Here is a 12,296-nt window from a genome sequence, read left to right on the forward strand (position 1 = left end):
TCTTATTGTAAAAGGAGGATTCAGTTGAAAAGGAAATATGTATTGTTGTTATTTGCTATGTTACTAGCATCTTGTAGTCAAGTTGAGCAAAAAAAAGAAACAAAAAAAGTGGAAGAGACGGTGAATGAAGTGAAAGAAACAATAGAGGTAACCGTTATACAAAAAAAAGATAAAGAGAAAAAGTTACAGGAATCTGAAGCTAATGTAGTAATAGACATTATAGATAAAGCTGAAAAACAAGAAATAACAGGTAGCTTCGGTGAACCTGAATATGAAATACAAATTAGTAGAGATGGGAAAAAGGAAACATATTATGCATGGCTAAGAGGAGAGGATAGACGAGGATGGATACAACATAAGAAAGCTATGTATATGCTGAATAAAAAAGATACAGAAAAGCTTTTGGCTATATTTCCAAATGTATCAGAACAAAAAGAAGATGAGATACAAGTAGGTCCTTTAACGGAAGTAACGAAAAAAGATTTGCAGATTACCGCGTTTCATATTAAAGCGGGCGATCAAAAAGTGAATTATACAGTACGGTATACGATTTCACAATCACTATACAACAAGTTAGAGAAGGAACAAAAATACTATTTGCAGGTTATTTTTCCAGAAAAAGTTCAAAAATTAATTGGAGCAAAAGAGAGTGAAAAAATCTTAGGAGAAAAGGTAAAGGAAGGATATAAACAGTATGAATTGCATGCTACTGTTCTGGTACAAGGTGCTTCAGAATCACAATTAAAGTCATTAGAAACATATTATGAAAATTATGATTTAAAAATATTAAATAGTAAACAAGAAAAAATAGGTGTTTTTCAAAATATTATTCAAATTGTTAAAGAGTATGGTGAAAAAATGAATTTACAAAGGTAAAGTGAATCTTTATTTAGTTTTTACGGATTGGGGTGAATAAAAATTTGTCAATTTTATATGTACTTTCCTAGGAAATGATAATAGAGAGGGGACGCCCCTCTCTATTACTTTGCTTTTGCAGATGGCTCATTCATTGATTTTCGTGTAATAAGAAAAGAAATCATAAGAGCGGAAAGGATGATAAGGGCAATAAATACGTGATTGGGCAACAAATCTAATAATAATACGTAACTAACAGTATAAAAAATAAGAGTTGAAGCTAAAAACGATAGAGCGCCTATTATGAGAGATTGTAAATTCAATTGTGTGCACCTCCTTTTATTTATATTTTTGGCTAAAAATGGATTATATAAACATTATTTCTAACAATAGAAAAAAATATGTCATAATAGAGAAAAGAACAAGCTTTGATGAATGTATATGATTCATTAATGAAAGATAAAGGAGAGGAATATGAAAAATAATAAAAAAGGATTATGGGGAATTCTTGTTGCAATAGGGCTATTTTTACTTTCTAAGTTAAAGTGGGTATTTGCAATTTTTAAATTAGCAAAGTTTTCAACGGTATTTAGTATGTTTCTATCACTTGGTGCGTACGCGGTTATATATGGTTGGAAATTTGGGGTAGCGCTCATTTATTTGTTGTTTATTCATGAAATGGGCCATTTATGGGCTGCGAAAAGGAAAGGTATACCAACATCGCCAGCAATATTTATTCCATTTATGGGGGCTCTTATTGGGATGAAAGAGATGCCTAAAAATGCAAAAGATGAAGCATATATTGCCTATATGGGACCTCTTTTCGGATTATTTTCATTTTTACCGGCTATTCCACTTTATATGATAACGAAAGAGCCGTTTTGGGCGCTCATTATTTTACTCGGAAGTATGATTAATTTCTTTAATTTAATTCCGGTTTCTCCGTTAGACGGGGGACGGATTATTTCAGTTGTAAGTACGAAAATTTGGGGAGCGGGGCTTGTTTTATTACTTGGGTATTCAATTTATTTTAAAAGTATTTTGGGAGGATTTATTGTTATTATCGGCTGTATGGAATTGTATAGAGTAATAAAAAGAGATGAGCCAATTAAGGAATTAGGATATAAAATTGATGGAATGAAAGAATATGTTGCAAGGCTTGAAGAGGAGTTAAAAGAAACTGGTGCTGTGCATCGAAATATATATATGATGCAACATGAAATAAATGTATTAAGGCAAAAAGAAAGAGAGAAAGAATTAAAAACAGGAGAATTTCAAAAGATTGAAGTGTTAGAGTATTTGTTACCGAAGTTTGAGCCACTGGATTATGTCCCGTATGAAGATGAAAAAGAAACACATACCATTCATATAAGAGAAGCATTTGAAATGTCAGAAAGAAAATTAGAGGAATGGGATGCGGAAAAGAGACAACAGGAAAACTACTATAAAGTGGATACAAAAACGAAATGGACGGTATTTGCTTGTTATATCGGATTAATGGCTATACTTGGCTACGCAGCTTATGAAGGATATATTGTTTTACAAGAACATTTGCCAACGAGAAATGTATAAAAGAATATTGTCGAAATGATAGGAAGAATTTATACAGGAATTATATTTCTACGAGAGAATGTTACAAGTATAGTCATACATTGTAATATCTTTAGTAGAGAAGGAGTTCTGTATATGAAGAAATTGTTAAATGTATTCGTGATTATTATCGTAATGATCATTGCGAGCTATAGTCTTATGAAAGTATTATTACATTATGCGAATAAGCCCGCTGAGGTAAGTACAACAGCTGAAATAGAAGATGTGCAAGAAGAGACAAAAGTACTAGATTTTATTCGTATGACACATGAAAGTTATAATAATTTCTTAAATTATGGTAAAGCAGAGAATTATACAGAAGGGGACTGGAACCAATTTAAACAATGGTTTCAACAACAAGAATCATCGTTAAAAAATATACATACAGACATAAAGAATGAAAAAATAAAACGTGATGTAAATAGAAGCTATGAAATTGTAAAAAAAGGTGTGGAGCTCCAAAATATTGAGTATGTAGTGTATGCACATCGCGTATACCATGATTTAGACATTATTGTAAATAAATATAGGGGTGAAACGAACATCTGGGGGTATACAGAAGTTGGAGATGGGAAAGATATAAGGGTAATTGAACAAGCGATACAGTCTAAATAATAAGCGAGCTAGCATTCTAGTTGGCTTATTTTATTTTGTAAGTTCAATGTTCATATATTTTTCACAAAAACACCGTGTTAATAGTGATTAAAATCACAATCTGTATTATACAATTCAGTTAAACTAAAAACAGTTAAGGAAATAGAGGAGTGGGATACAATGTTAAGTGAAAAAACAATTGAAATCGTAAAGTCAACAGTACCATTATTACAGGAAAAAGGCGTTGAAATTACAACGAGATTTTATGAAATTTTATTTTCGGAACATCCGGAGTTATTGAATATTTTCAACCATACAAATCAGAAAAAGGGAAGACAACAACAAGCGTTAGCGAATGCTGTTTATGCAGCTGCAACGTACATTGATAATTTAGAAGCTATTATTCCAGTTGTAAAACAAATTGGTCATAAGCATAGAAGTTTAGGTATTAAAGCAGAGCATTATCCGATTGTAGGTACATGTTTATTACGTGCAATTAAAGAGGTCGCAGGTGCACCTGATGAAGTATTAAACGCATGGGGAGAAGCGTATGGTGTCATTGCTGATGCATTCATTAGCATTGAAGCAGAGATGTATGAAGAAGCGGCACATAAAGAAGGTGGATGGAAAGATTTCCGTAACTTTGTAGTTGTTAAAAAAGTGAAGGAAAGCGATGTTATTACGTCATTTTATTTAAAACCTGAAGATGGAGGGAAAGTTTCTTCATTCATCCCAGGACAATATGTAACGGTTCAAATAAATATCGAAGGTGAAACATATACACATAATCGTCAATATAGCTTATCAGATGCTCCTGGAAAAGAATATTATCGTATTAGTGTAAAGAAAGAAAAAGGTATAGATACGCCGGATGGTAAAGTATCTAATTACTTACATGATCATGTAAAAGAAGGCGATATGTTACCAGTAAGTGCACCAGCAGGAGATTTCGTATTAAATATGGATTCAACTTTACCAGTTGTCTTAATTAGTGGTGGAGTAGGTATTACACCAATGATGAGTATGCTAAATACGTTAATTGAACAAGATTCAAAACGTAATGTATGTTTTGTTCATGCAGCGATAAATAGTAATACACATGCAATGAAAGAACACGTTGAGGCAGTAGATAATGAATATGAACAAGTTAAAGCATATACTTGTTATTCTGCACCAACTGAAAAAGATTTAGAAATGAAGAACTTTGATAAAGAAGGTTTTGTTGAAAGAGAATGGTTACAAACTATTATTCCGACAACTGAAGCAGAGTTTTATTTCTGTGGTCCAATACCATTTATGAAACATATAAATGCTGTACTAACTGATTTAGGTGTGAAACAAGAACATATTCATTATGAATTTTTCGGTCCAGCAGCAAGTTTACAATAAATTGAGCTTTAAGAAGCAAAAAAAACGAGGTGTTATTTTACCTCGTTTTTTATTTGTTCTCGTAATAGTCGATTTACTGTTTCACGGCGTATACCAATCAGTTGACCAATTTCAGTTTGCGTTAATATTTCATATATAGGAATGTCACCTAAATATAGTGTGAACCATTCTTGTAAGCGATGAAGGCGTTCTTTCGGAGAGACGGTCGTCAATTGGTCGATACGTTGCTGCATCATTCTTAATTTTGACTGTAATTGCATAGCGATATTTGCATATGATGCAGGATCCGCTTGAAGTTGATCATACCATTCATTACTCATTATAGGTTCAACTTCTGTTTTCATTAAAGCGATTGCTGTACCGTGATATTCCTTCGGTGAAATTAAAGAATGGTGAGGTATCGTTTCTCCTGGAACGATAATATTGAATAGAAATGGTGTTCCATTTTCTTCTAACCTTACTACTTTTAATAAACCTGTTTTTATAAAATATAAAGGACCGTCCTCACCTTGACGGAATAGTACATCTCCTTTGTGTAAAATCAATGTTAGCCCCCCATTTAAACATCTCTATTTCTTTTATTTTAGCGTATATGTATAAAGATAATATACTTTACAACAGCAATTTCATTGACGAAATATATGCTATTACAGTAGTATACTATTTAGTGTGTAATAGTACTAGCAATGAATACGCTGTAGGGGGTTTAGTATATTGTTAGATGCGATAAAAATGACGGATATGAGAATTCCAGCGAATGCCATCATTCATGTAGAAGAGATGAAAGGTGGAGTCGTGTTATCCGTTGAAGTAGACGGCCAAATTATTTATACGATGGCTTATGATGAAGAAACAGATAGTTATGCTGAATTATATGATCGAAACGATAAGAGGGCGTGCCAAGTACATGAAGATTTTATGGGATGGTCACTTCTTCATTAAAAAAGATGTCAATATGACATCTTTTTTTATTAAACCGATAGAATATACAAAGAAATGAAATATAAGGATAAAATTTGTAATAAATGATTTTGCATTGTTAGCACTTTGTAACTGCAACTGAATTATTTTTTCGCTATCATAAAGATAACAGTCGCAGTCATAGGAGTGGTCAACGTGAAGAAAGTACATATTTCCAATTACATGTTATTATGTGTTTGTCTAATTTTATTTGTTCTCTTAGGAGGATTTTTATATTCATGTGTATAAAAAAAACGCATTCTAAAAAGAACGCGTTATAAAAAAGAAGTAATGATTAATCTAGTCCCAAGAATAATTAATGTGATACGCAATAAATTAATTACGGCGTTACCGCTTAATTTTGTATTAATATATGCCCCGATTTTTCCACCAATCCATGCACCAGGAATAAGAATTAATGCGTAAATCCAGCTGACATTTCCAAGGGAGATGTGAGTTGCAGAACTTACAATTGCTGATAGAAATACGATAAACATCGAAGTTGCTACAGCAATATGTGCTGGGAATGCAAAAAGTAGCATCATTGCTGGAACAAGTAAAGCACCGCCACCAATTCCAAATAATCCAGATATAAAACCAACTATAAAGGCGATAAAGATAGCGAGAAGCGGTGGGAATTGATAGTGTACAGTGTTTCCTTCGTTATCTGTAAAAGAGCGCTTGATTACAGTCATATTTGATAAAGAAAGGGGTTTTAATTTGTCTCGTAACATAAGAAGAATGGAGACAAAAATAAGAAAAATCCCAAAATATAAAGAAAATGTATCTTGGTTTAAAAATTTATTCGCCCACGAGCCGATGATACCACCAGGGCCACTCCCGATAAATAAAATAAGTCCACTTTTGTAATCTACTCGTTTATGCTTCATATAAGTAAGGGTGGAAGATAGTCCCGTAAAAACGACTGTTACCATTGAAGTTCCTACTGCAAGTTGTGGTGACAGGCTATGTAATCCGATTAATAACGGAACAATAATAATTCCGCCGCCAAGTCCGACTAGACTCCCGACTGTCCCGGCGATTAGCCCGATGAAAAGTAACATGATGTATTCCAAAATTGCCAACTCCTCTATATAACTTATCCACCAATTATTATACACGCTTTTTCATGAGAAAAAGCTTTGTTCACAAAAAAGTCGTCTTCCTAGAAAAATAAGGAAGACGACTTTTAATTAAAAGATTAAGTGTAATAAAGAATAAAATAAAGCAGCTAATGAAGCTGAAATAGGAAGTGTGATAACCCAAGTAATTAACATGCGTTTTGCAGTTCCCCATTTTACACCTTTTACACGATGAGAAGCACCAACCCCTAAAATAGAAGAGGAGATAACGTGCGTCGTACTAACTGGTAAGTGAATGAATGTTGCCCCGAAAATAACAAGAGATGATGATAAATCAGCAGCTACACCATTTACAGGACGAATTTTCATAATTTGTCCACCGACAGTTTTAATAATTTTCCATCCGCCGACAGAAGTACCAAGACCCATTGCAATGGCACAAGATAATTGTACCCAGAACGGGATGTCGCTAGAAGTATGATAACTATTCGCCATAAGAGCCATTGTAATAATTCCCATTGCTTTTTGCGCATCATTCGTACCATGTGTATAAGCTTGTAATGCAGCAGTGAAAATCTGGAATATACGGAAGTTTTTGTTCGTCTTCGTTAAATTAAAGTTTTTAAAGACGACTTTAAAAATACTGTATACGATATAACCAATAACAAATGCGATAATTGGTGAAATGATTAAAGCTTCAATAATTTTTATGAATCCTTTAAAGTTTAATGAACTAAAACCAGCAGCAGCGATAGCTGCACCTGCGATGGAGCCAATGATTGCATGCGAAGAACTACTTGGAATACCGTAGTACCAAGTAATCAAATTCCATGCTATTGCTGCAAGTAAAGCGGCTAAAATTACAAGAGAACCATTTTGTAAAGCGAACGGATCAACGATATCTTTCGTAATCGTTTTTGCTACACCTGTAAATGTCATCGCACCTAAAAAGTTCATAATAGCTGCCATAATAATTGCATGTCTAGGCTTTAGAGCTTTCGTTGAAACAGCCGTTGCAATAGCGTTTGCTGTATCGTGAAATCCATTAATAAAGTCAAAAGCTAAAGCGCAAATGACTACTAAAACGGTCAGTATCAAGAGTGTATCCATGATCAAACTCCTTACGCGTTCTTCATAATAATTGTTTCTAATACGTTTGCAACGCTTTGGCAGCTATCCGCTACTTCTTCAAGCTCTTCGTAAATCTCTTTGTATTGAATGATCTTAATTGGATCTTTTTCACGAGAGAATAAGTGCTTAATCGCGTGACGGCGAATATCATCACATTGTGATTCATAATCTTTAATCTTAATCGCATTTGTACGAATGTCGACTAATTTTTTGTTAGACATTAATTCAACAGAGTTTGCAATTTCAATCGCACATTGATTAATTGCTTCTACGAATTTAATCATGTATTCATCAGCTTCTGTAATAGAATACATTTCGAATAGACCAGCACTATGATCTAATCCGTCTAATACATCATCCATACTCATTGCAAGCTGTAGGATGTCCTCACGTTCAATAGGAGTAATAAACGCTTTGTTTAGCTCCATAATGATTTCGTGAATAAATGAGTCACCTTTTGACTCATACTCTTTCATGCGCATAGAAAACTCTTTTAAATCGCTAGCATTTTTAATTTTATACTCCACGAAAAACTGCGCGCCTTCTTTTAAATTTTCGGAAACATTCATTAACATTTCAGAAAATTTATCTTTTTTTGATTTAAAGACCATTATTAGTTACCCCCACAAAAGTAATATATGTAAAATATATTGGCTAGTCAATTCTAACAAAAAACTGTCGTTTTTTAAAACATTTTATCGAAAAGTTTACAAAAACTTAACATAACTCTTATTGTTGTATTAATAATATTAATAATCAATATTGAATATCTTACTTGTAGAATGTCCTTTTCTTGCAAAAAGTATGAATGTGAAAGAAAAGCTTTACACTACAGGAAAGACTACGTTATTATAATAAATTTAAAAGGAGGTATATTCTTCCTTTTGAAAAGAAGAGTGTAAACAAACGAAGGAAGTGAACGAATGAAATTGAAGAACACTCACTTAAAAAAAATGCAGGAGTGGTTCAACAAGAGGAAGAAGCTTCGTAATTCATTAATTGTATTAGGAAGTTTGCTCGCTACTCTATTTATTGCTATAAATATAATAATTTCTATTCAAGACATATCTGAATTAAAGCAAGCTGTTCCGCAGCCGACCTTAATTTATGATGCAAATAATGAAGTTGCGACTAAATTAGCTTCTTCTAAAACAGAAGGCGTAAAAAAGAAAGATATTCCTGATATTATGGTTCAGGCCATTGTTGCAGTAGAAGATAAGGAATTTTTTAACCATCACGGGATTTACTATAGTGGAATTATAAGTGCAGTTTTTAAAAATATTACAGCAGGAGAAGTTGTAGCAGGGGGAAGTACAATTACACAACAACTTGCGAAAAATGTATTTCTGACACAAGACCGCACATACTCTCGAAAAATTAAGGAATATTTTTTAACAAAAAAAATAGAGCGTACGTATACGAAAGATGAAATCATTGAAATGTATATGAACCAAATTTATTTTGGTGAAGGTGCTTGGGGTATAAAAAGAGCAGCTAAATCTTATTTTGATAAAGATGTAAAAGATTTAACAATTTCAGAAGCAGCAACGATTGCGGGCTTGATTAAAGCACCATCTGCGTATTCACCTTATAAAAACTTTAACAAGTCAATTGAAAGACGTAATGTCGTATTAAGTTTAATGAAAGAGCAAGGGTATATTTCGGACGAACAGTATAATAAAGAAAAAGAGAGTGGACTTGTGTTAAAACGTGGCGTTGATGATAAATACAAGGGAAAATACTCTCAATATGTAGATTATATTGTTAGAGAGGCGATGGACAAGTACGAATTAACACAAAATGAAATTTTAGCAGGTGGTTATCGTATTTATACAGAGCTTGACCCGAAAAAACAACAGGCCGTAGAAGACGTTGTGAATAATGATAGTTATTTCAAAGATAGTGGCTCAGACCAACTCATGCAAACGGGTGTAGTTCTTATGAATCCCAAAACAGGTGGTATACCAGCTTTAGTTGGAGGCAGAGGGCCGTATCAGTTTTTACAGTTTAACCATGCAACCCAATTAAAAAGACAACCGGGCTCAACGTTAAAACCTTTGGCTGTATATGTACCAGCGTTAGAACAAGGATATGAAGTATACGATATATTAAAAGATGAACCATTTAACATTAAAGAATATAAACCACAAAATAGCGATCATACTTTTCACGGTGATGTGACAATGTATGAAGCCGTAGCAAAGTCGTATAATGTTTCAGCTGTGTGGCTATTAGAACAAATTGGATTAGATAAAGGATTGAAATCTTTAGAGCGATTTGGTATTCCATTAGTGCCAGAAGATCGTACGTATCCGATTGCTTTAGGCGGTATGCATGTGGGGACATCTCCATTTGTAATGGCTCAAGCATACAGTACATTTGCAAATGACGGAGTCCAAGTGGAAGCTCATGCAATTAGGGAGATACAAAATGCTGAAGGTGAAACGCTTGGAAAGTGGTATAAGAAAGAGACACGAGTGACGAGTGAGAAAGTTTCTCAAAAAATGACATATTTATTAAAAGGTGTTGTCGAAAAGGGAACGGGCGAAAAGGCAAAAGTTACTAATGTTGATACGGCAGGTAAGACAGGAACTACTCAAATTGTAAATGGCCCGAGCACCGGTGCAAAGGACTCATGGTTTGTTGGATACACACCAGATTTAGTAGGTGCGATTTGGGTAGGATATGATAAAACCGATAGCGATCATTATGTTCCGGGTGGTAGTCAAATTACGACGACAATGTTCCGGGATATTATGAAAAAAGCGAACGCAAATCCAGCTCAAAAAGCATTCCAGTTATCGCTCATATCTGAGGCTGATTATAAAAAACAATTGACTACAATAGAAGAGGAAAAACGAAGAAAAGAAGAAGAGAAGAGAAGGAAAGAAGAGGAACAACAACGAAAACAAGAGCAACAAGAGTGGCTTGATAAAGTGAAAGAATGGATTCCTTCATTTTGGTAAAAGAAAGAGGCGAATAAAAAAATTCGCCTCTTATTTTGTATGAAAACAAAATAAAATTTTAATCGGTAGAGATTTTTGTCTATCTTAATTAGCTATTAATCCATATCTGTTGAGATACATGAGATTACTCGTTAAGTACAATATTAGTACTGCCAAAGGATTCGGAATCGTATGTTACAATTATTTTGCCTTTACTAATAGGTTCGTAAGGTAATTCTTCTTCGTAATTACCGTTATTTTCATTGTGGATAGAAAGTGTAATTTCATCGATTTTTTTATTTGTATACTGATTTTTAATCGTTTCAGCAATCTGGAGCAACGCCTCGGAACTAGAAGCTTTCGTAATAAGCATTCCTTTTATAACTTTTTTTTCATTCTTTGTGGCGTTGGAATAAGGGATGTTACTTTGTTTCGTATATAGAAGTTTGTATGGAGTAGTTTTTTTCTCTGCTTTTGATATAGTGGAATATTTTAGAGTTAAGAAAAATCCTACACATAAAATAATGCATACCATAAGTGCAAACCAAATACGTATTAGTGACATAACTCTCATTTTCATCCCTCTTTCATATCTTTGACTTCACTATTTATCATACAAAATAAGGATTAAGATAGAGTAAATTTGAGGTAAAGAAACGTAAAGAAGGAGCACTTATCCTCCCAAATAAGTGCTCCTTTCTATATAAAGAGAGATTTAATGCACGGTTAAACGATACATATTATTATAAATATACTTTTTAAGCGAAAATTAGTAAATTCGGAATACAGATAGTGTTGCGGTTGTATCGCCTGTGTTAGGAATAGAAATAGTGTTTGCTGTAGGCTGTATAGCAATCGTTGTACCAGCTTGTAAAGTAACAATTGTAGAGAAAGAAACAGCACTACCGATAACGTTAGTTGAGAAATTACGAGTAGGTGGTTGACCATTGAATGAAATACCGAATCCAAATGGTGAAGACCCTGGGAAAGTTGTAGACGCTGAGAAACTAATATCATATACGCCTGTTTCTAAAATTGTTAAAGTATCTGAAGTATCATTGAAAGAGATATTAGTTAATTCAAACACTTGATTGAATTGAAGGTTTGTTCCAGGTGATATAGTTTGTGGATTTGAGTTTCCGATTGCCGCGATTGTTACAGGAATTGGTGTACCCGCTGGTCCGGTTGCACCAGTAGCACCAGTAGCACCTGTTGCGCCTGCCGGTCCTTGAGCACCAGTAGCGCCAGTAGCCCCTGCTGGCCCTTGAATACCTTGAGGCCCTTGAGGTCCAGTAGCGCCAGTAGCCCCTGCTGGCCCTTGAATACCTTGAGGCCCTTGAGGTCCAGTAGCGCCAGTAGCCCCTGCAGGTCCTTGAACACCTTGAGCACCAGTAGCCCCGGTAGCCCCTGCTGGCCCTTGAACACCTTGAGGTCCTTGAGCACCAGTAGCACCAGTAGCACCAGTAGCGCCAGTAGCCCCTGCTGGCCCTTGAACGCCTTGAGGTCCTTGAGCACCAGTAGCGCCAGTAGCCCCCGCTGGTCCTTGAACACCTTGAGGTCCTTGAGCACCAGTAGCGCCAGTAGCCCCCGCTGGCCCTTGAACACCTTGAGGTCCTTGAGCACCAGTAGCGCCAGTAGCCCCTGCTGGCCCTTGAACGCCTTGAGGTCCTTGAGCACCAGTAGCGCCAGTAGCCCCTGCTGGCCCTTGAACGCCTTGAGGTCCTTGAGCACCAGTAGCGCCAGTAGCCCC

General features: G+C 34.9%; 13 protein-coding genes. 6 read left to right on the forward strand and 7 right to left on the reverse strand.

Translation table 11 applies throughout. From position 1 onward, the window contains the following. The first annotated feature begins 24 nt into the window (after positions 1-24). Positions 25-876, forward strand: coding sequence for a hypothetical protein (locus tag ACTFR9_RS24515; protein ID WP_142422997.1), 852 nt, complete (start codon positions 25-27; stop codon positions 874-876). 104 nt (positions 877-980) lie between these two features. Here ACTFR9_RS24515 and ACTFR9_RS24520 read toward each other — a convergent pair whose 3' ends face one another. Then, complete coding sequence (locus ACTFR9_RS24520) at positions 981-1,178, reverse strand: hypothetical protein (RefSeq protein WP_001053353.1); 198 nt, start codon at positions 1,176-1,178, stop codon at positions 981-983. A gap of 151 nt (positions 1,179-1,329) precedes the next feature. On the opposite strand from ACTFR9_RS24520, the gene ACTFR9_RS24525 reads away from it, so the two are divergent. From ACTFR9_RS24525 to hmpA, 3 genes are all read left to right on the forward strand, one after another. Further along, positions 1,330-2,427: a site-2 protease family protein gene (locus ACTFR9_RS24525; RefSeq protein WP_000794507.1), complete on the forward strand. Its 1,098-nt coding sequence runs from the start codon at positions 1,330-1,332 to the stop codon at positions 2,425-2,427. A gap of 114 nt (positions 2,428-2,541) precedes the next feature. Then, positions 2,542-3,060, forward strand: coding sequence for a hypothetical protein (locus ACTFR9_RS24530; RefSeq protein WP_000735216.1), 519 nt, complete (start codon positions 2,542-2,544; stop codon positions 3,058-3,060). Positions 3,061-3,219: 159 nt separating this feature from the next. Beyond that, a complete protein-coding gene (hmpA, locus tag ACTFR9_RS24535; RefSeq protein WP_000947704.1) occupies positions 3,220-4,428 on the forward strand; it encodes an NO-inducible flavohemoprotein in 1,209 nt (402 codons plus the stop codon). A 32-nt stretch (positions 4,429-4,460) separates the two neighbouring features. Here hmpA and ACTFR9_RS24540 read toward each other — a convergent pair whose 3' ends face one another. Next, positions 4,461-4,973, reverse strand: coding sequence for a Crp/Fnr family transcriptional regulator (locus tag ACTFR9_RS24540; protein ID WP_000600590.1), 513 nt, complete (start codon positions 4,971-4,973; stop codon positions 4,461-4,463). Positions 4,974-5,142: 169 nt separating this feature from the next. On the opposite strand from ACTFR9_RS24540, the gene ACTFR9_RS24545 reads away from it, so the two are divergent. After that, entirely contained in the window at positions 5,143-5,370 is a 228-nt protein-coding gene (locus tag ACTFR9_RS24545; protein ID WP_000882907.1) for a hypothetical protein, read from the forward strand. 293 nt (positions 5,371-5,663) lie between these two features. Here ACTFR9_RS24545 and ACTFR9_RS24550 read toward each other — a convergent pair whose 3' ends face one another. From ACTFR9_RS24550 to ACTFR9_RS24560, 3 genes are all read right to left on the reverse strand, one after another. Next, positions 5,664-6,464, reverse strand: a complete 801-nt coding sequence (locus ACTFR9_RS24550) for a sulfite exporter TauE/SafE family protein (RefSeq protein ID WP_000455758.1) — start codon at positions 6,462-6,464, stop codon at positions 5,664-5,666. A 117-nt stretch (positions 6,465-6,581) separates the two neighbouring features. Then, the gene (locus ACTFR9_RS24555) at positions 6,582-7,580 is read right to left on the reverse strand and encodes an inorganic phosphate transporter (RefSeq protein ID WP_000380271.1); all 999 of its coding nucleotides are present in this window, start codon (positions 7,578-7,580) and stop codon (positions 6,582-6,584) included. Between the two features lie 11 nt (positions 7,581-7,591). After that, positions 7,592-8,212, reverse strand: a complete 621-nt coding sequence (locus tag ACTFR9_RS24560; protein ID WP_000231448.1) for a DUF47 domain-containing protein — start codon at positions 8,210-8,212, stop codon at positions 7,592-7,594. A 312-nt stretch (positions 8,213-8,524) separates the two neighbouring features. Here ACTFR9_RS24560 and ACTFR9_RS24565 point away from each other — a divergent pair, with 312 nt between their 5' ends. Further along, entirely contained in the window at positions 8,525-10,567 is a 2,043-nt protein-coding gene (locus ACTFR9_RS24565; protein ID WP_000769282.1) for a transglycosylase domain-containing protein, read from the forward strand. Positions 10,568-10,691: 124 nt separating this feature from the next. On the opposite strand, the gene ACTFR9_RS24570 is transcribed toward ACTFR9_RS24565, so the two are convergent. Next, entirely contained in the window at positions 10,692-11,120 is a 429-nt protein-coding gene (locus ACTFR9_RS24570) for a hypothetical protein (RefSeq protein WP_001265559.1), read from the reverse strand. A 195-nt stretch (positions 11,121-11,315) separates the two neighbouring features. Continuing rightward, positions 11,316-12,296, reverse strand: a 981-nt coding sequence (locus tag ACTFR9_RS24575) for a Gly-Xaa-Xaa repeat protein (protein ID WP_440049032.1), incomplete at its 5' end; no start/stop codon positions are given.

The organism is Bacillus cereus group sp. MYBK222-1 (assembly GCF_051916425.1).
GTDB classification, from domain to species: domain Bacteria; phylum Bacillota; class Bacilli; order Bacillales; family Bacillaceae_G; genus Bacillus_A; species Bacillus_A paranthracis.

Coding starts and splice junctions, on each gene's coding strand:
- ACTFR9_RS24530 (WP_000735216.1), top strand. CDS start 2,542: ATGAAGAAATTGTTAAATGTATTCGTGATTATTATCGTAATGATCATT.
- ACTFR9_RS24555 (WP_000380271.1), bottom strand. CDS start 7,580: ATGGATACACTCTTGATACTGACCGTTTTAGTAGTCATTTGCGCTTTA.
- ACTFR9_RS24525 (WP_000794507.1), top strand. CDS start 1,330: ATGAAAAATAATAAAAAAGGATTATGGGGAATTCTTGTTGCAATAGGG.
- ACTFR9_RS24570 (WP_001265559.1), bottom strand. CDS start 11,120: ATGAGAGTTATGTCACTAATACGTATTTGGTTTGCACTTATGGTATGC.
- hmpA (WP_000947704.1), top strand. CDS start 3,220: ATGTTAAGTGAAAAAACAATTGAAATCGTAAAGTCAACAGTACCATTA.
- ACTFR9_RS24565 (WP_000769282.1), top strand. CDS start 8,525: ATGAAATTGAAGAACACTCACTTAAAAAAAATGCAGGAGTGGTTCAAC.
- ACTFR9_RS24560 (WP_000231448.1), bottom strand. CDS start 8,212: ATGGTCTTTAAATCAAAAAAAGATAAATTTTCTGAAATGTTAATGAAT.